This is a genomic window from Planctomycetota bacterium (assembly GCA_016235865.1).
Lineage (GTDB): Bacteria > Planctomycetota > MHYJ01 > JACQXL01 > JACQXL01 > JACRIK01.
Genome location: JACRIK010000003.1, coordinates 575,930 through 596,330, shown reverse-complemented (window position 1 = coordinate 596,330; position 20,401 = coordinate 575,930). Strand labels below are relative to the sequence as shown.

13 protein-coding genes and 1 pseudogene are annotated in these 20,401 nt (G+C 49.9%); 7 read left to right on the top strand and 7 right to left on the bottom strand.

Features of this window, described 5'->3' with window-relative positions:
* The 6 genes from HZA49_04075 to HZA49_04050 all read left to right on the top strand — a co-directional run.
* Positions 1 to 1,999: fibronectin type III domain-containing protein (locus HZA49_04075; GenBank protein MBI5778617.1), on the top strand; the 1,999-nt coding region annotated here is incomplete at its 5' end.
* A 95-nt stretch (positions 2,000 to 2,094) separates the two neighbouring features.
* On the top strand, positions 2,095 to 3,390 hold the full coding sequence (locus HZA49_04070; GenBank protein MBI5778616.1) for a hypothetical protein: 1,296 nt from the start codon (positions 2,095 to 2,097) through the stop codon (positions 3,388 to 3,390).
* A 684-nt stretch (positions 3,391 to 4,074) separates the two neighbouring features.
* Positions 4,075 to 4,830: a sigma-70 family RNA polymerase sigma factor gene (locus HZA49_04065; GenBank protein ID MBI5778615.1), complete on the top strand. Its 756-nt coding sequence runs from the start codon at positions 4,075 to 4,077 to the stop codon at positions 4,828 to 4,830.
* Between the two features lie 74 nt (positions 4,831 to 4,904).
* Positions 4,905 to 6,026, top strand: coding sequence for a tetratricopeptide repeat protein (locus HZA49_04060; GenBank protein MBI5778614.1), 1,122 nt, complete (start codon positions 4,905 to 4,907; stop codon positions 6,024 to 6,026).
* A gap of 327 nt (positions 6,027 to 6,353) precedes the next feature.
* Complete coding sequence (locus HZA49_04055; GenBank protein MBI5778613.1) at positions 6,354 to 7,145, top strand: hypothetical protein; 792 nt, start codon at positions 6,354 to 6,356, stop codon at positions 7,143 to 7,145.
* Positions 7,146 to 7,278: 133 nt separating this feature from the next.
* Positions 7,279 to 8,268, top strand: a complete 990-nt coding sequence (locus HZA49_04050; protein ID MBI5778612.1) for a hypothetical protein — start codon at positions 7,279 to 7,281, stop codon at positions 8,266 to 8,268.
* A 127-nt stretch (positions 8,269 to 8,395) separates the two neighbouring features.
* Here the strand turns inward: HZA49_04050 and HZA49_04045 are convergent, their stop codons facing one another.
* From HZA49_04045 to HZA49_04015, 7 genes are all read right to left on the bottom strand, one after another.
* Positions 8,396 to 10,516: a DUF4139 domain-containing protein gene (locus HZA49_04045; GenBank protein MBI5778611.1), complete on the bottom strand. Its 2,121-nt coding sequence runs from the start codon at positions 10,514 to 10,516 to the stop codon at positions 8,396 to 8,398.
* A 108-nt stretch (positions 10,517 to 10,624) separates the two neighbouring features.
* Positions 10,625 to 12,493, bottom strand: coding sequence for a mucoidy inhibitor MuiA family protein (locus tag HZA49_04040; protein ID MBI5778610.1), 1,869 nt, complete (start codon positions 12,491 to 12,493; stop codon positions 10,625 to 10,627).
* 157 nt (positions 12,494 to 12,650) lie between these two features.
* A complete protein-coding gene (locus HZA49_04035; GenBank protein MBI5778609.1) occupies positions 12,651 to 13,856 on the bottom strand; it encodes a VWA domain-containing protein in 1,206 nt (401 codons plus the stop codon).
* Positions 13,857 to 13,897: 41 nt separating this feature from the next.
* On the bottom strand, positions 13,898 to 16,135 hold the full coding sequence (locus HZA49_04030; protein ID MBI5778608.1) for a VWA domain-containing protein: 2,238 nt from the start codon (positions 16,133 to 16,135) through the stop codon (positions 13,898 to 13,900).
* 150 nt (positions 16,136 to 16,285) lie between these two features.
* Positions 16,286 to 17,701, bottom strand: a complete 1,416-nt coding sequence (locus HZA49_04025; GenBank protein MBI5778607.1) for a zf-HC2 domain-containing protein — start codon at positions 17,699 to 17,701, stop codon at positions 16,286 to 16,288.
* Positions 17,702 to 17,759: 58 nt separating this feature from the next.
* A complete protein-coding gene (locus HZA49_04020; protein ID MBI5778606.1) occupies positions 17,760 to 18,365 on the bottom strand; it encodes a sigma-70 family RNA polymerase sigma factor in 606 nt (201 codons plus the stop codon).
* A 2-nt stretch (positions 18,366 to 18,367) separates the two neighbouring features.
* Positions 18,368 to 18,967 carry a hypothetical protein gene (locus HZA49_04015; protein ID MBI5778605.1) on the bottom strand — a complete coding sequence of 200 codons (600 nt, stop codon included), beginning with the start codon at positions 18,965 to 18,967 and terminating at the stop codon, positions 18,368 to 18,370.
* 97 nt (positions 18,968 to 19,064) lie between these two features.
* Between HZA49_04015 and HZA49_04010 the strand changes: the two are divergent.
* A pseudogene (locus tag HZA49_04010) lies at positions 19,065 to 20,264 on the top strand (DNA helicase UvrD).
* The last annotated feature ends 137 nt before the right edge of the window (positions 20,265 to 20,401 follow it).

Sequence of the window (20,401 nt, the reverse complement as noted above, 5' to 3'; positions counted from 1 at the left end):
GCCTTTACGGCTGGGTTTCAGGTTGTTAAGCCGCAGTGCCGCGATATTTCATGCCTTTGCGGACGGCTCGCCTGATCGCCCGATTGGATATGGCTGGGGTTGGAATCATTTGGATTCATATCTCAAGTCAAGTGTCCGGTTGCTTCCGCTTCCTGCGCCGGCCGCTCCGAGTAATTTGGTGGCGACCGCAATCTCGTCATCCCAAATAAATCTCACCTGGCAGCATAATGCAACCGATGCCAAAGAATACGTGGTGGAACGTAAAGATAATTATCAGGATTATGCGCCAATTGCCTGGGTTTCTTTACTTTCCGATAGTGAGACACCAGGTCTTCAGGTCAATTACTCAGATAGCGGACTCACTCAAGACACGACTTATTCTTATCGTGTCCAGTGTTATAATGAAACGGGCAACAGCGACTATTCTAATGAAGCCGATGCGCTAACCTGGTTAGAAGCGCCGTCAAATCTTTCAACTAATTCCGCCTCTATCTCACAGGTTGACATTAGTTGGACGAATAACTCACCTGCCGCAGAGGGTTTTACAGTAGAGCGTATGGATGTCTATCACAAGTTCATTCCAATAGCTACGGTTGGTTATGGCGTGACTTCTTATTCGGATACCGGCCTGGAACAAAATACCAGATATAATTACCGGGTGCAGGCATTCAGGACAGGAAACACCAGCGACTATTCTCAAGAGAGTTATGGTGATACTCTACAGCGCACAATTGGCTATATTATAGATTTGCTTTCTCATTATTACCAGAACGGCCAGATTAGGAATCAGGGTATATACAATTCACTCGTATCAAAATTGCAATCAGCCCAGGATGCAATGATGCATGGTGACTGGAACGCCTACCAAAATAAGATGCAGGCAGCTATAAATGAGCTTGAGGCTCAAGCAGGTAAGGGGGTTGAGCATCAGGCGGCAGAAGAATTAAAGCAAGAGAGTAAGGCAACAAAGGAACAGAAACCGGAGATTAAAGGCGCAGACGGGAAATCCGACCCGCTTCCATTTCTACCGGTATGTTTCCCTGTATCATTTACCGTAGTGTTGCCATCCATCAACGGTACTTGGAGTGTTACAGCAACAGATGGTGCAGGTGTAGATATTCAAGGCGGGTCTGGAACAATAACGCCATCCGGCCCGGTAACACGAACCATCACAGTACATGCAAGGCAAAACAATCCTGCTATTAATATAATAATAACTGTAATACCGAACAGGGGAGCGCCTATTACCGGAACCCTTCCTGCACCAATACCTGCTATTCCAACAGATTTCACCAACGTAAATCCGGTTATTTTTAAATCAACCCCACCTCCAACTAAAATTACCCCCACAGCTACAGGGGGCATTACTATAGCAGGGCCTACTATATTCTTTGTAGCAAATGCAAAGATAAGCACTACTGATATTGGTGCGGCGTATGTGGACACCTGGGTATTGGGCTTTCTGCAGAATGTTATATCCCATACTACAAGACATGTTTATTCTCCACCAACCCCACCACTCACTTTAGAAAGTCAACTCAAACCTGGAGTTGCTCAATCATTAGACCAGGATGGCCCTGATGTTCCGATGACTAATACTGGTAGTTCAAGGGCATTTAGTAGTAATAATCAACCCCAAAGTGTCAACAATAACGATACCCCTTCAACAGAAAACATCGGCACTCAAAGTGGTAATACGACCCTCAGTGAATTTTATGCCAGAAGGATTTTTATTACCTGGCTTATTGCTAAAAATAGAACCACGGGTGAAATCAGATATCTGTATTGGTGGAAATGGGAACATATTCAACATATAGTATATAATAGCGTAACTCGTGAAGCGATCAAGCAACCTGATACGGGTATAGTTCACGACCCATCTCAAGATAGGGGTTTTGGTAATGGTACAGATATAACCAGAGTAACGCCAAAAACTGATGGGCCATTAGCAAATACAATTGTCAATAAGGAAGATAATTGGGTTAGAACAGTGAAATAATTGCCATGAGGAAAATAAGATGTTTGTTTCCTAAAATTATTGCAGTTACTTTTATTGTCCCGTGTATGATGTCATGCGTCAGCACTTCCACTCAAATGCTTCCTACGATAGACAAAACAGCCGAGGTGGTGGATAATAAAACCGATAATAATATTTATCAGGACTTTAAGGAATTTAAGAAATATCCTGACGAAGTGTTATTTTTCATAAGATGCGCCTGGAATGGTATAGATGACTACATCGGAAATGCAGATTTCTGCATTATTGCAGATAGGGAAATGCTGAAACGAGAACCATTAGCTCCCAAGCCAGAACTTAAACCAGCACCTGAACCAGAGAAAGTTGAAACTAAAGTTGATGATACCACGAAGGATATAAAAGACATTATTATAGATATTGTTAATAAGGAGACGGATAGGCATAAACATGGTTATGACCCCTGGGAAAAAGTGAAGATTGACGAGAGAATCAAGGTTCATTCGGTTATCTTTGGCGACGTCCCGGAAAAGGAAATCCTGATTAGCCGGATGGTTAACCCTCCAGACGATAATCCCTATTACGATGACTTGTATATGGGACGCTACATACCTCTAAATATTCCTATAGCTATTCCGCTTAGTCCGCCTCCTGACAATAAAAACCAGAAAATGATACTATTCGGGTATAAAAAGGGAAACGAGTGCCACATTATTTTCTCATTATGGGCCGGTCAGGAGATTGTCTCACTGCAGGCAATTAGGGCAATAGAGGACTTATGGCTGAAGGAATGGAGAGGTAAACAAGATGTCTTTCTGGCAGAGAAGCAGGATTTATTGGACAATTCCAATAACAGCGAGGTACTGGGTTATCTTTTTAGAAGATGCCAGTTATATGGTAATATTTCTGAGACGGTTGAATTAATCAAGCGCCTATCCGAGAATAATCCCTCAATGCCAAACCGGAAATTCCTGTCCTTTGGTTTTTCGCTTTATACCCTATACGATTTAGACGATCAGAATGTAAAGGCTGATATGGATAAGTGGTCATTGAATGAATCTCAGAAGCAAACATTGATTGCCATCGCCACTAAGAAATTATCTGAGGTTACAAGCATATCAGAAGGTCTTAAATTTCTCAGGTTAATAGGTATGTTTAATTATGACCCTACAATAAAATACGTCGCAGATAATACAGAATGGTCAAAGGAGAAATGGGATGAATTTAATTCTCCCGCACCAATAGATTCGCCGCTATTTAAGAAAGTTCCGGCTCTTAAGGATAACCTTAAAGCGGTTGCCCAAACGCTCTCCAAACGCTTTGAGAATGATAAGGACTATCCCGAATGGCAGAAGTGGGTCGATAAAATATTCCCGGAAGACCAAACCCCAGAGACCATAGAAAAGGCAAAATAAAGAGGGGGCGCTTCTATACCTCTACCCAACCTAACTCGTAGTATCCGCCGGATTGGCGTGTAGTAGCAGCTGGCTTCGCATGTAGTATACCGTCAGATGGCATATACTACCAGCCGAGTCGGCGTGTAGTATCCGGCCATTCCGCTTGCACTACCAGCCAAATTCGCTCGTAGTATACCGTTAGATAGCATACACTACCAGCCAAGTCGGCGTGTAGTAGCAGCCGAATTCACTCGCACTATACGCCAAGTTGGCTTATAGTATCAGCCGGACTGGCTTGTAGTATACGATGTCCCGGCGTGTAGTATCCGTGATGCCGGCTTGTAGTATCCGTAGTGCTGACAGACCGGATGGGATAGGGTATCCCCTCCCCCCTCTAAGATTTTGGCTGATTCTTACCTTAACATAATCCACTACCTAATAATGAGTTAAGATAATTTCCTGAAATGTTTTCAGATTTAGTCGCGATTTCTTGTCACCTTTTCCGTTTTTTATCACTATATTAAGTAGGGAGAGAGGAGGATATTTAGTATAGGCCATGTCAAAGGCAGGCAGGCCTGATTGCCCCCGCCGTAAGCGGGGGTCTAACGGACTGGGACTAAGCGAAGCGTGACTCCGAGCACACGAAGTGTGCGCAGGTCAACTTCCAAAGGCCTAACAGTCCGTAAGAGAAAGGTTAATATTATGAAAGACGAACAAGTTAATGAAAAGGAGTTGCTTGACCTTACCAGACAAGGGGGCGAACCGGCCAAGGAGGCAATGGCAAAACTCTACGAACTCTACCACGGTTATGTGGAAAAGGAGGCGCGCAGGTGCCTGTATTCCACCGAGGACCTGGACGAGTTCACTCAGGAGGTCTGGAAACGGGTGGTTGACCGGATACAATTTTATAAGGGCGACTCGCTAAAGGGCCTGCTCGGTAAGGCATATTTCGGCGGAGGAAAACCCCAGGGCATCATCGGAAATTATTACCTTGAGTTCATCAGGGCCAAATCGCCGGGCTATTACGACCCGGATAAAGATGAAGATGATAAAGATGATAAGCCCTGGAAGCGGATAAAAATCCATTCATTATATACTCCGATTGGCCAGGCGAAAGATGACTTCGGCGGCGAGAAGACGCTATACCTGATAGACATAATCCCGGCCGGCACAGGTATGCCGATGGACTTTCCCTTCAGTGATGAAGCCAAACAGGTGGTGCGCGAAGAGGTGCAAAAGTTACCCAAGATGTATCGCTATGTGGTCCTGATGAAATACTTTGACGGGCGTTCCTGCCAGGAAATCGCCGAGCTTTTAAATATATCCTGTGACGATGTCCGGCAGCGGCTCAGCCGGTCTTATGATAAACTTAAGGAGCAACTCATTGAGCGGATGATTGAAAACCCCGTGGCGGATATAAGCAGATATATGAGAAGGAAACATAATAAAAATAGGTAGCCCCGCAATTCTGCGGGGTCTAAGAGCCAGTAACGACCATAGGTCTAACTGGCTCTAAGAAAAGGAGGCATAATATGAATACCAAGCAAAAATATATAACGATGGGCCGTCTGGTGGAAGAGTATCTTGACAAGGTCAAGCAAGGCGAGAAGATTTCCATAAACGATTGGGCTGAACTGCACAAGAAGGAAGCGCCTAAAGAGGAGTTAAAGGAACAGTTGCGGATGGGCGTCCTGTTGACCAAGGTCGGTGAAAGCCCTTATCCCAGGCCGGAACTGACTAACGAGCAACGACAGCGCATCAAGAAGAACACCCTTGATTACTATGATAAGCAACAGCCCCTGATGGCCCAGAAGACCAAGGCGAACCAGTATCTCTCTGATGCGGCTGACGCCTTCGGGAAACAGGATTACAAAACCACCAGGGATTTGCTTAACAAGGCCACAGAGATTCATTTAGAGGTAAAGAATGACGTGTGGCTGGGATTTGAGTATTCCATCTTTGGCGTACTTGGAATTCTTGAGGGCGACTTTGATTCGGCCATAGAGAATTTTGAGAAGTCAAACGGGTTTTACCAAAAGACAAGCGAGATTAAGGCCAGAATCGGCGTGCTGGGGCATCTGGGAATGGTTTATCTGACTCTCAATAAACTGGACCAGTCCGAGAAGTCATTTAGTGAGATGCTTCAACCGGCCGCAGAGATTGATTTGCCCGGCGCCATAATGACTGCGCTTAATAATCTGGGCTTAATTGAATTAGCCCGGGGCAGGTCCCTGGAGGCCTTTGAGTTGTTCCAGAAGACGCTCACCCTGGCCCAGGAACATAAAGACAAGGAAACCCAGGCCATTGCCTACGGTAATATGGCCGAGGCGGCCGAAAACGGCCGGGGACACAAGACCGCCATAGAACTCTATCACAAATCCCTGACGCTCTCAAGGGGAGGCAAATATCATCGCCTGATTGCCGGAGCCGCGGCCCGGCTCGGCGCCCTCTATGCCTCGCACAACAAATTGGACGAGGCCAGCCAGTTATTCAACGAGGCGGCCAGTGCGATTGACCAACTCCGAGGGGCTTCTACTGAACCAACTGCGGTCAAGTTCAGGCGGACCCTTGGTTCGTTCGGAATGCCCTCTACTGAAGAGGTGCTGACGGATTTCAGGAGAAGGATTAAAGAGGAGCAAACGGTTATGGTATAAGCACATTGCATAAAAGATAGGGATACTATTAAATCCCCCTCTTTTCCCTCCGTACGGAGGGATGAAGGGGGATTTTTATTGGGGCAACTATGAATGAACACCGGTAATCTGTGTTTATCTGTGTGCATCTGTGGTTTCGACCAACAAGAGCAGGTAGGTTGTCAGACAGGCATTCTGCCTCCTGTCGGCGGGATGGATGGCTTACTTGCCCTACACCCCCACACCAATGCATTGGTGTGGGGGTAAAGTTCATCGGCTCATCATTTCAACAGGTTCCGTGGACCCCTGAACTATCTAAACTTGTGAATCTGCGAATAGGAGAATTTTATGTCAGAGATAAAATCTGCTGTAAGGTTCTTTATACCTTCGGTATTGCCGCCAGCCGACCTTTCGGTTGACCAATGGACAGAAGACCTCAAGGTCAATGCCATGCGCATCAACCAGAAAAGAGAATTGGCGGTTCCGGATGAGGGAGCGTATCAGTCCAAACTGGCTGAACCCTCAGGCCGTGGGTTTAAGGTCTGGACCCAGGCGGTCACTGCCTTAACCCGGTCCGGCCTTGACGCCGCTACCGTTATCGGCAGGCAACTTGGGAAAATCAAGAGTGCCTTCGGCAAATGGCAGAGCAACCTGGCAAAACCCTTTGCCACGATTGACGGGATAGAGGCGAAGATTTTCAAGGAAGCCGTGGACGAAAAGAGCAGCCACTGGGCAGATGGGGTTACCATAAGCACTATGAGATTTACGGGCGATGTCCGTGAACCCGGTGCGGTGCCTCTGGCTGTTCGCTGGCTCTCCGGCGATAACCTGTCAAGGATACGTTCTGGTGATTTGGTTATCAATGGAAGCCCGCTCAGCGTGGTTGCCCCGGCGCTCCAGAAAACCTTGAGGGCCGCCCTAACCCAGCAACTGGTCCAGTCCGGCGTCGTGATTGTCCAAACCAATTACGACCCGACCGTGATGGACAAACAGAACGAGGTTATCAACAGTGTGTTGAAGAAACTCCAGGAGCCGAGCTTCGTGGAGTTCCAGAAGACCATTGTGACGGATAAATCATTCTGCGTCTACCGGATGCTGGATGGCCAGCTCTATCTGGAAATCCAGGTAGTCATACCGTAAAACGGTAACACAGATAAGCCCCGCTCTTTGCAACTCAAAGGGCGGGGCCTCTGTGGCAAAGAGTCCCGACAAATACTATCGGGATAACTCGCAGTAACAACTGAAGTTTAACAGCGAGTAAAAGGAGAATTTTATGTCATTAAAACCATTAGAAGTAAAGACCGAGAACATTGCGCCTAAGGCCGTAACCAACGGCAAACTGGGCGACAAGAGCGTAACCTCGATTAAGATTGCAGACGGAGCAGTCACGCCGGAGAAACTGAGTGTCAGTCCGGCAATCAGGCCCATCACACCGGGACTTGAGACCGGCGAAATCAAGGATGGGGCTGTAACCTCAACCAAGATAGCGCCTAATGCCGTAACTACAAACCACATCGCATCAAATGCGGTAGCCACGGACGATATCAAGGATGGCGCAATAACAAAAGAGAAAATCCGGGATGGCGCAATTACCAAAGAGAAGATGGCGGATGGGATTATCGGCACAGCCGAGATTATTGACGGCTCAATCACCGCGGCGAAACTGGCCGGCAACTCGGTCACCGCGGCCAAGATTGCAGCCAATGCGGTCGGCTCATCCGAGATTGCGGCCGGAGCAGTCGGAACCAGCGAAATCGCTAACGGAGCAGTGACCGGGCCGAAGATTGCATCTTCGGCAGTAGGCAGTAGTCAGTTGGCAGTAGACAGCGTGAGTACGGAAAAGATACAGAACGGAGCGGTAACACAGGCCAAGTTAGCCCCAGGCGTGGGCGGCGGGGATGTCCTAACTATGCTTCCGGTGCCGGCGACTGCCCTGGACCTGGGCGGGATTGTTGCCACCACCCAACCGGCGACTGTTGACCTGTCCGGGATTATTCCGCTCAACACTAAAGGCGTGATTGTCTCCATTGCCTGTATCAACCAGAGTTATGTGAGCGGTGGGATGATGGCATACATCTTTCGTCAGGTGGGCGCTGAGTATGCTTTGCAGGTCATGGCTCCTGCGGTTGATGCCCCGGGGATTAGTAACGGCGGCTCGGTCCTGATGCCGGTGGCGGCCGATAGGACGCTGTTATGGCAGGCGTATGTATCAGGAAACAACTCAACCGAGTTAGTAATCTACATACTTGGTTATGTAATGTAGAAATGCGATAAATCGCACCGCTACAATAAATTATGTAGCGGTCTGATTTATCCGACAACCCCCGACCCCCTTTGACAAAGGGGCTGGGGGGATTTAATTAGTCCCTAACGGGAGGCTTCGCTCTGGTTTATTCTTCCGTAAAGCCCTGTACCTTCTGGTTGAGTTCGGCGCGGATAATCCGTTGTTTCTCGCTTGTTTCCCGGATGGTATTATCAAGTTTCTCCAGCCGTTCCTCAATCTTGGTCAACCGCTCCAGATACTCGGCCCGCTTTTCGCTTTCCTTGGGATTATTGGTGTTGAGTATCTGCATATTCTTGCGGTAGCGCTCCTGGTCATTGACCAGTTTTTCGCTCTCTTTCCGGGCCTCCTGAATCACCCGTTCATATTCGGCGATGCTGTTCATATAGCCGACCACGTCTTTAAGCAGGCCCTTAGCCTTGCCGGAGAGATAACCCTGTTCCAGATAGAACCGGATTTGGTCCAGGGACTGGTTCTGAACATAGACCTGCGATGCCACCTCCTGCTGTTCCGATACCTTGAATTCTAATGTTTTCCCGACTGCCAAATCCATCTTGAACCTGTAGTACCCGGCCACCTCTTCTTCGGGCTTAGCCGTATCTATCAGGGTATACCCGCCGGACTTGGGATGGTCTAAATAGAAGGTAAAACCCTTGGGGCTCTTGTTGATGCACTTATAGGCCGTTTCCTTGAGAAGGAACTGCCTGAGGACCATGACGCCGTTGACGAAGCTGGCCTTGTGAATCGGCTTGTATTCGTCCTTGCCGATGGTTTCGATGGAGCAGCCGGCCTCGATGGCAAAGGGAATGATTTCCTTCATCCCGGGCTGGAGCGATTGCTTGAGCAGTCCCTCGCCGACCGCGGTCGAACCCTCAAAGAGGTTGACCGGCCCGGTCTCCAATGTCAGCTTGGAGGAGTTGGTTAAATAGAATGCGTTCATGAGCTTGGGCGAGACCGCGGCCCGGTAATAGAGAATCTTGGAGCCGTCCATAAATTCGGTGACAATCGGGACCATGGCGGCCTGGCGCCGGCCGACGCTGATAGGCGATTTGGATTCGTAGGCAAAGAGCTCGCCGATTTGCACGCCGCTGGCGATGGAACTAACCGACCGGGCCAGCATCTGGGACATTGACGGAGCTGGCGCACCCGGAGATGCCGGCGCATCCATGTAGCCAGCAGCAACCCTTTTGCTTTTACGGGCGCCGCCGCCATAGCCCTTGGCATCGTAGTTGTTATCTTTTTCCATAGATTCTTCCGCTAGACTTAAATCAAGACCCATATCACTTTGGGCAAACTTATCCATTGCAATCAATCCGCCAACCAGCGGTATGATGCTGGCCAGGTTTATCACCGGACGCTGGGGATAATACGAGGTGTATAAATCCAGTTTGAACGAGATGGGATTGCCGGCCACAAAAGAGATGTTGACGTCCTTCCAGTCCTCGTCGGTCGGGTTTTCCATTATTGCCCAGCCCTGGAGATAGGGCTTGGCCGCGGGTTCTTCAGCCAGGATGAGCCGGTACGAGGTCTTCCAGATGGGCATTTCTATCAGGTAGCCGATCTGGATATTGCGCTCGCCCTTGCCCACGGTCTGGATGCGCACCTGCTTGCGGTCCGTGTATTTGGAGTTCTTGTAGATGTCCAGGATGCGTTGGAGGTCTTCCTGGATGCGCGCGTCCAGGATTTTCATGGACGAGACGTCGAAGAGGTTGAAGGGCTGGATGGCGCCGTCTTCCTTTAACAAGACCACCTTGAAGGCGGTCAGGACCGCGTCATCAACTTTCTGGCTGACCGGCTCGATGCCCAGGATACTGCCCCGGGCCGTCTCGGTGCCGACCTTAATTTCCACCCGGACGCCCTTGAGCTGAGTAACGAACTGGGTCAGGGCCGAGCCCTCAGGCACCCGAATCAGGATATTCTCCAGTTGCTTGTCAATCGGGTCCTTGGAATCGTAGCCGATGGAGGTGATCTTGCAGTCCTTGCCGTAGTCGATGGCATAGAGCGAGGTCAGCAGGTCCTGCATCTGGTCGGTCTTGAAGTCGAGAGTCACGACGGCATCGTCCCTGATTTTGCCGACGCGCTCGAAATAGCCCATGCCGTGCTTGTAGAGCACGATTTTCCTGACCGGCGGAGCGGTCTTGTCCTTCTCCTCCGTGGTCTGGGCTGCGGCCATTGCAGAGGTTAGCGCAATGGCTACGATTGCGGTAGCCAATAGTTTCTTCAGTTTCATACTGGTTTTCTCCTAACTCCCCTCTAAAAAGAGGGGGTCTGGGGGTGTGTCAACACTTTTACACACCCCTTTTATTCCCCTCTTGATAGAGGGGACTTTATTTGTTCTCTAATATTTCTTCATCTTCAACTGTTGGATGCCCTGGTCCTGGGTAAAGGTCTCGTTATAAAACGCCGGGTCGTAGTTCTTGGGTAGGGAAACCGTGAACGTAAAGGTCAGTTTCTTGGTTTCCTTGGGCTTCAGGTCGAACTTCCACTTGAGTTTACCGTCCTTGCCCTTCTCAACCGGCTGTTCCGAACACTGGCCCAGTTCTACGGTGATATTCTCATTCTGGCTGACCGGAATCTGGTCCACCAGAGTGACAATACTGTTCTCCTTCTTATAATTTTCCAACTCAATAATAAAGGAATAAGTGATGTGTTTGGATGAGCCGAAGAAGCCCGGGCCTTTCTCTTCCTTTTCCTCCAGCTTGCGCTTGACCCGGAGATTCTCATCGACCGTCAGGGTCAGTTCGAACTCCTCATCCGGCAGGATGCTGGCGGTCTGGGACGAGCCGATAAAATCGCTGCCCATAAACACATTGATAGTGCCGTGCAGGATAGGCGTGGCCAGCTTGTTGGTGCCCAGGGCCCTGAGGTAAACATAAGGGCTGATTTTGGGCGTGGATATATACTCAAACCGGACCGGGAGTTTATTGGTCCAAAGCGAGGTCCGGTGCGGCGCGCCGTCGGACAGGATATCCACTCTCTTGGGCGTGTGGAACACCACCGAACTGAAACTGCTGGCCACATCCGAAGGCAGATACTGGTTGAGCATCATCTTATCCAGGTCGGTTCTGATGGTCGTTCCGCCTAATCCCAGTGTTGTTTCTGGTGCCGGTGGCCTTGCTGGCACTACTGAATTTTGAGCGCCATCATTAGAAAGTAAAACCTGATAATTAATATCCTTCTGTGACAGTGTGCTTTGCTCTCTCTTTAAATCATTGTATTTACCCATCACCTCAACATTATGAGGCAGGTTGACATAGCAGGGCGGGAGTTCAGGCAGCCAGCCCTGGAGCGCCGGACGGGCCGTCGAGAATGAGAGCGAGGCGTTGAGCCAGTCCTCGCCGCTGTTCTGGGTGACCACGCCATAGGCAATGAGTTCCATCTCCTTGGCCTCGGTAAATACCCGGATGTCGTAACTGGCCTGCCAGTTGACCCCGAAGTTAATATAGGATAGGGCCAGACCGTAGTCGCCGTCCTTTAGCACCTCGATATTCACCTTGACTGATTTCTTCTGGGGAATAGTGTTCTGATAGATACCCAGCTTGGACAATTCATTACTAACCAGCGCTATTTTCTTATTGGTCTCGCGGCGGTTCAGGTCTTCCTTCATTGTGGCCTCGGTGTTAGTCCGCAGTTTGCCGGTATAGTATTTGAGCATCTCTTCGTAATCCTTGACCGCCAGGCGGGGTTCAAGCGTGCCTTCTTTGCCGGAAGCCGATGGCTGGGTGGCGGCCCGCAGGAACGCGTCTTTGACCGCATTGAGATACTCGCGTTCTGCCTGCAACAATCTGGTATTGTCGTCAATCACTCGCAGTGCATCCTGGAGTTGTTGAAGCTGGTCTTGCAGGGCGCGGATTTTATCCTCAGGTGGTCTTTCCAGTTGATAGGTTTTGATATCAAGACCGATGACCTTGAGGTTGTCCGGGTCGCTGCTGGTGACGCGGACCGACTCGTTCTGCAACGGCATCGGCAGGTCTTTGACCTGGACCTCATAGACACCCTTTACAAGGTTGCCGGTCTTGACCTCGCGGGTGACCAAGGCCCGGTCCGGATAGACCGTGACGCGGTCGATCTTGGAGGACACCTCCAGTGTTTTCTGCGGAGCCGCAGCGGAGTCCCGATTATTTCGGGGCGGTTCCGCACTCAGATTGCTGAGCATTGCGCTTAAGGCCACAATCAGGCCCAGCGCTATCCGATACGCCGTTTTCATAAATATCCTCCTTACTCGCTGTTAGACCTACGGAAGTTGACCTGCGCGCCCCGAAATCTTTCAGGGTGCTCGAAGTCACGCTTCGCTTAGTCCCAGCAAGTTATCCCGATAAACCCAGCCCGTAATTTACGGGCCGGGTGAACATCGGAATATTCATTTATTGGAACTTAAATCCCTTTTTCTCGGCTTGTTGTCTTAATGTATTAAGAATTATCTGGTCTACCGTATTTTTGTCAAGGTTTTGCTTCTTTATTTCCGTCTGGATATATTCATCGCGCGCCCTGGACAAATCCTGTATCTTTTTGACTATTTCCGCGCGGTCTTTCTGCTTTGTCTCCAGGTATTCCCGGCGCTTTTCCGGCGTTATTTTCCGCATCTCCTCGGGTAATTCCTCATCCTTGAGTTCCTCCAGTTTGACCCGTTTCTCATTTACAGCGTCCAGCAGGTCCCAGGTTCCGATGCGCCCGCTTTTCTGGTTTGCCAGCGCAATAGAACGGTCGGCCTGGACAGATTGGGGCGCGCAGGCCGCGGCGCTCTCCGCCTTATTCAACTCGGACACCATTTTTAATCCGGCCTGACCACCGTAGGCTACATTCGTCCCGATAAGTTTCCGCTGCAGGTCGGCTAATTCCTTATCCATCGGCGTGGAAACTGCGGCAATCCTACCTTCCAGTCCGACCGTCAGGAAGCTCCCATCAGCCAGACGGGAAATCTCGGCCCATTCCGGCGTGGCCGGCTCGTGGCTGGAGCAGTAAACCGTATTAATCTGGATGCCGTTCCTGATTGCCGCCGAAGCGGTAACCTGATAGCCGTATTTTTCCTTATTCCGGTCCTGATTGGCCGGCTCGTTGCCCAAGACAAACAAAACCTTCAGGGTCTCGTCTGTCTTTTGCCAGCTGATGCTATGGCTGGCTTCATAAATTGCTCGTCCCACGCATTCCGTGCTGCCGCCGTCGGTCCTGAGCGCCATCAGGTTTCCATAGGCCTGGTCAAGGTCTTCGGTCAGGTCCCAAACCTTGAATCCGGTTCCGCCATAACATTCTTCGCTTTCGCCCCGATAGGCAATCAGACCAACCCGCAGCGTCGGCATGGGCCTGGACTTGAGCATCTCGTTGACTATAGCCCAGACTTTCTGCTGGGTAGCCGCGATGATATGCTCCATACTGCCGGAAACATCTATGGCAAAAACCAGGTCCATATGCTTCCGGGGCGTTTCCGCCTGGGTCTGGTCCGACTCTGGCGTTTCTATCTGGGTTTTAACCGATTCGACCTTGGGCGTCCCTGGTGTTGTGTTCCGGGTTTGGTTGCAACCGGCTAATAAAGCCAGCACCCAGACCGCCGTTAACAGTTTCAGGGTTTTCATAATTACCTCCTTCTCCCGATATTCATCGGGATGTTTATTTGTTACCTCACCTGATATATCTTGTCGTTCCAGCAGACCAGGACATTCTGGCCGACCGCAAGATACCGGGCCAGGCGCGGCTCTTTCTTTATCAGTTCGAGGTATTCGTCGCTCATGAACTTTATCTCGGTTATCTTCTTGGCATCCTTGGGGTCATAGGCCGAATCATACCAGACATTGTCGTTCCCCTGGTAGAAGGTCCGGTCGGCCTGCTGGCGAACATTGTTGCGCACCGTATCGCCCAGCTTACCGCCCTCCTTCTTCTGGTCATAATCGCCTTGTTGCAATCTTTGGTTTGCTACACGATTGCTGACCGCAGGCGCGCCGCTTATCTTGTCGGCTCCATCAGACTTTTCCTTGACCTCACTCTCCATGGCGCCTCCACCCCGCTTTAAGGCGTCCATCGGCGCAGATGGCGGCGGTGGCGGCGCTCCGGGCGGCAATGCGGCAACCCGTAGGCGATAATCCTCCAACACCAGCCAGGAGGTGTAAGGCGTGAGAATTCCGTATTCCTTGGCCAGCTTGATTATCTCTTCCCTGACCTCCTTATTCTCGCCCCTGAGGAGGATTTCGTCCAGCAGATAGCCAATCTTGGTAACGGCCCAGAGCCGGGGGATGAAATCCATGGCCTCGCTGCCCGAACAGAAGGTCGCCTCGTATTCAAACTTGCGCGGTTCGTTATTGACCAGTCCGGAAAGCGTAATCAGTTTATTGCCGTTGTCCTTGTATCGGCCGAAGATGGTCAGCTGGCTGCCCCGGAAAACATCCGGCAGCGCCTTGGGATAGCGGTCGTAAATCTCTATGCCCGACACCTCCAGTTTCACGTCCGCCAGGACCGGATAAGCAATCTTGTCGTAGAAGCCGGAGACCTTGACCTCGATATTTTCGTCCGGAGTAATATATTCCCGGGCGCCTTTGTTGGCCTCGGATATCTTGTCCAGCAGGTGGGTGTTGATGTCATAGCCCACGCCGAAGCTGAAGATGCGGGTATTGGAGGTATTCTTGGCGGCGAGGTTTTTGAGAATTTTATCCGTGTTCTGCTCGCCGATAGTCGGCATGCCGTCGGTCAGGAAGACCACCATACAGGGCCGCTTGGAGGCTCCGTCGACCATGCCCAGCGCATTCTGGAGGGCGTCGTCAATATTGGTCCCGCCCCGGGCCTCAATATCCCGGACCCATTTTATTGCCTCATCTTGGGCGGCCGGAGTGACCTCCTGCAGGGCATCCTTGAACGGACGCACGTCCGCGCTGAAGGTTATCAGGTTGAACCGATCTTCCTTGCGCAAGGACCGAATGCAGAACTCCAGCGCCTTCTTGGCCTGTTCTATCTTGTTGGCATCCTTCATCGAACCGGAGGTGTCCAGGACGAATATGACATCCTTTTTAACCACCTCTGAATCCTTGAGGTCGTATTTGGGCGACAGGAACATCATAAAGAATCCGTCCGCCGAGGCCTTCTTATATGTTAGCAGGTTCACCCCGAACTGCTTGTCTGATAATGAATAGTAGAGGACAAAATCCTTGTCCGGTTTCATTTTGGTCTGCTCAAAGCTGATCAGGATATTGCGGTCGTCCCGGCGGCTGATGGCGATATCAGGATAGGTCGGCGAATAAACCGTCCTGATGGGAATAGCGGATTTGAGGGAAACCTTGATGACCGCCGAGTCAATCGCCGCGGACGAGAATTTATTGGTGCCCCAGGGATGCCTGAATTCGCACAGCCCGTTATCCATAGGCAGGCGGTAGGTATAGGTGTATTTAATCCTGACATTGCCCGGCCCGACGCCCAGATCCTGGTTAGCGCCCGGGATGGGAAACACCCGGAGTTTGAGCAGTCCGTAGCCGGCGTATTCCAGGAGCGCCGGGTCTACCATCCGGCGGACCGTTTCCTGGTAATACTGCAGCGCCTTGTCCTTGTCCAGCAATTCGCCTTTGGATTCCTTGCCGTTAATCCAAAGGGCCAGGTCCTGCACCGCGGTCTCGGGCAGTATAGGCAGGATAAACGTGCCTTCCAGCTGATGAGGATTGGAATTATGGAATATCTCGTCCACGGTTGCCACGGCCACCTGGTCTTCTATCTTAATGTCCAGCGAAGTGTTCTTGACCGAGATATTGACATTCGGGATTGGCCTGGGTTGCCTGTCGTCTATGACAATCACCCCGCAGGCATTGGCCACGGCGTTCCAGCCCAGCATTATCATCAATGCCAGGGCTCCTAAAACAACCATCTTCCTTAACATATCGCACCTCCTATCCGGCGAAGAGCGTTCAGCGCATGGTTAAAGTTTTTATGCGCCATGCTCTTCGCTCTGTGCTGATATATTAGACAATCCTGCTATGCGGATTTGCGGATGAAAATTATATTTTATTCAGAAAATGTGTGTCCGAACTTATTTGGCTTCGACGGCGACCTGTTCAATCACGATAATGAATTCGACCATCTCTTCTTCCGGCGCCTGGGCAATTTGGCCGGCCTCGTTTCTCATATCGCCCGAAAGACCTTGCTTCATAGATTTACTGTCCTTGGCAATCTCATCGGTCTGCACCTGAACGGCTTGCCCGAAGCCCTCTGCCGAAGGAGGCGGGGGCGCTAAAGGGCTCGCCGGCGGAGGAGTTCCGGAAGATTTCATGCTTGTTGCCGGAGTAGCCGGCGGTGCACCGACGGTAGCTACTGGCTTAGGTCTTGGCTGTTCTGCTGGTTTTTCCGTTGCAGGCGCGCCTGGTTTTTCAACCCGGTCCTTCTCTGGGGTCTTTGTTTCCTCTTCCGCCTTGCCTTGCGCCTTCTTTGATTCTCCAGCATCGTCCTTGTTTTTCCCGGCCTGCTTTTCTACGCGCTTTTCCCCTCCACCCCGGGCCATTTTATCATACTCATATTTTTCCCTAGCCGTCTCTTTGTCCTCGGTCACTGACTTCCCGGCATCGGCCAGGTAACCAGCGGTTATTTTATCCGGCGTAACCGCCTGCATCTCGGAAAGGACTATCTTATCGGAAATGCTGTCCTTTAGATTACGGAGGAATTTGTCTTTCTGGCTCAATGGCACGGTAATCTTCACGGTCTGTCGTTTGTTATCCTCCCGGCGCTGGACAAACGACGGCTCAATCTGCGTGCGTGACCGGAAAAAAACCGCGGCATTAGACATTGTTTGCCGCTGATTCTGTGCTTTTACCAGCAAATCCCTGTCTTCTGCCTCTAACATAGCGCTGGTACCGCTATCCTTGTTTGCCGCGCCGTCCGTCTTCCCTTCCTTTTCGTTCTCTACTTTTTTCACCGCCCTTTCAAGCAGGGCCACGTAATAAACCTTATCCAAAGTGTCGTTTACATTCCGGGTAGAAATATTTACCTGCTGGGTGAAAAAGATGGGCTGGGACGTGACGATATCAGCCGGAGGTACCTTTGCCATCACGGCTGTTTCAGGCGCGGCCTTCGACTTTTCGATAGTAGCCATCACCGGGCTTTCCATCTCGACCTTCCTGGGTGAAGGAATTACCATAATCATAACCAGAACAACTGCGGCGGCCGAGGCCAAAGAAGCCGCCAGCCAGCGGTAACGCCAGAATAGGCTGACTGTTTTCAGCCTCTCATTATTAGGGCGCGCCAAGTTGTCCCTCACCCCCTCCAGCAATCCGGACGGAACAGATAAAACCGGCAACTTGCGCAGCATCTCCTTGACTTTCTTCAACTCGACAACATCTTTAGCGCAAACTGGACATTCCTCCAGATGCTTCGTTAACCGGTCTGAATCTGTCGCAGAGAGCTCCCTATCTACGTAAGGGTTCAGTAATGTCTTGATTTCATCGCATTTCATATACTTGCTCCATTATATTAGACAACCACCCAACGACTATTTGTTAATAAAAATTATTTTATAATAAATCTTTCAATTTCCCCCTCAGAATCACCCTGCCTTTTTCCAGGTTAGTCCGGACTGTAGAAACCGAGATATTCAATGCCTGAGCTATCTCGGCATAGGAAAAATCATCGACATCTTTTAGTACCACGACCTCTCTCAAATCCGGGTCTAAAGAATTCAGGGCGTTTTGGACATATTTATTCGAATCCTCGGTTTGGATTTTCTCAATATGATTGGAATTGTTATTAGCAATATTTAGCCCGATCAGGCAATGAGGATTGGATTTGAAATCTACGGCTATCATCCTTTTACGCTTGTTTCTATACATAACGCTTTCATTAAAAGCAATCCGATAAAGATATGTTAGGAATGCCGAGTCGCCCCGAAACGATTTGATATTCCGGAATGCCTTAAGAAAAACCTCCTGGCAGATATCAAAGGCATCCTCGGCAGAGCTGATCATCCGGTAGATTGTGTTATATAAGCGGTTCTGGTATTGCTTGACTATCCCGGAAAATGCCTCCTTATCGCCTTTTTGGACCCTGGCAATAGCGGCTTTCTCGTCAAATGTTCCGGATCCGCTTACGGCGTCGGTTTTAGCCTGTTCAGTTTCCATCATAATTATTTCCGTCTGGCTTGCCTTCGGCAGGTAATCAGATTCCCGTTGGTGTCTTTGATTCTACCCCTGAGCCATAAACTATCAGGGTCTATCTTTTCAGCTTCAAGATATTTAACCATTGCCTGCCTGAATTTTTCTACCGCTAAATCATTCTCTTTATCAAAAGTTTCGTCCTTCTTAAAAGTGTTCTGAAGATGGATGATTCCCTGGTCATAATATTTATTACCGTCCACGACTGCTTCCTGCGCCTCGGTTTTAACTTTAGGCTTTTCCGGCTTGGGCGTCCGGCGTAACTCCACCTTAGTCGGCGTAACCGGCACTTCTACAATCGGCGTGATTGACGGCGCCTCTTCAAGAATGGGCTTTTCCGGCGGTTTGGTTGCTTCTGGCGTCTCTTCCGGCTTATTCTCAGGCGGTTTTTTCGCAATGAACGGCTTTTTAGCCGGTCCTTTCGGCTTACGATCGATCAAATATGACCTGATAAGAGCCAAGGTTTGGGATGTCTTCAGTCCCTGAGCGGTTTGAAACTCATAGATCCCCCAGACAACTCCGGCTAAGCTAATTAAAAACAGAATAATGAGAAAGGCAATAAGGCTCTTCATAAAAATATTTCCATTTATTATAATTTTCTTCTTGATTTAATAAAGCTTTATTGTTATATTATAAATGTTCATTTGTTTCGGCCTTATTTAATTCTATATGAAATTTATAGCGGACTTTCATGTCCATTCAAAATACAGCCGGGCCACCAGCAAGGATATGGATGTGGAAAACCTGGCCCGCTGGGCGGCTATCAAGGGTATCAACCTGATGGGCACTGGCGATTTCACCCATCCCAATTATTTCGCCGAGTTGCGCCTGCGCCTGAAACCAGCTGAAGAAGGTTTATACCGCTTGAAAAAAGGCGACTCGCCCACTAGATTCATCCTGACCGCCGAGACCTCGCATATTTACAGCCAGAACGGTAAAAGCCACCGGATTCATATACTCATTTTCGCCCCTGACCTGGAAACGGCCGGTAAACTCAATACTAAATTAGCCAGAATCGGTAACGTTTCTTCTGACGGACGGCCCATCTTCGGCACACCGGTAAAAGATATGGTAAAGCTGGTTTTGGATATCTCTCCCAAATGTTTCATTGTACCGGCGCATGCCTGGACGCCCTGGTTTTCCGTCTTCGGCTCGTCTTCGGGATTTGATTCCATTGAAGAGTGCTTCGGCGACCAAACCCAAAATATCTATTGTATTGAAACCGGGTTGTCATCCGACCCGCCGATGAACTGGCGTCTTTCGGCACTGGATAAAATTACCCTGATATCAAATTCCGACGCCCACTCGCCCAGGAAAATAGGACGGGAGGCTAATGCCTTTGACTGCGAAATGTCCTATTCGGACATTATCAATGCACTCAAGACCAAGGATGCCAAGAAATTACTCTACACCATAGAATTCTTTCCCGAGGAAGGCAAGTACCACTACGACGGCCATCGCGCTTGCAACGTCATCCTGGCTCCGGCTGAGAGTAAGAAGAATAATGACCTCTGCCCGGTTTGCAAGAAGAAACTGACCATCGGGGTCTGCCACCGGGTTGAGGATCTGGCTGACCGGCCGGATAATTTTGTACCGCCTAATGCCATCCCTAATAAATATCTTATTCCGCTGGAGGAAATTGTCGCGGACGCCTTAAACATGGGCGTTTCGTCAAATTCCGTCCTGGAAGCATATCACAAACTTATTACCCAGGGAAAGAACGAATTTAATATCCTATTGGACATCCCGTTGGATGAATTGAATTCCTTTGCCCCGCCCAGAATTGCCGAGGCGGTCCGGCTGGTTCGCGAGAAGAAATTAAATATTATACCGGGCTATGATGGCGTATTTGGCAAGATATCCATATTTGAAACCCCAAATTACAACAACTCAAACGGCTCGAACGATACTCCTCCGATTCCATTAAAAAGTAAAGCACAAACGTCTCTTATTAAGGAGGATAAAAAAATCACCTATCTCGCCTCCGAGCCAAACCCGCTACAGAT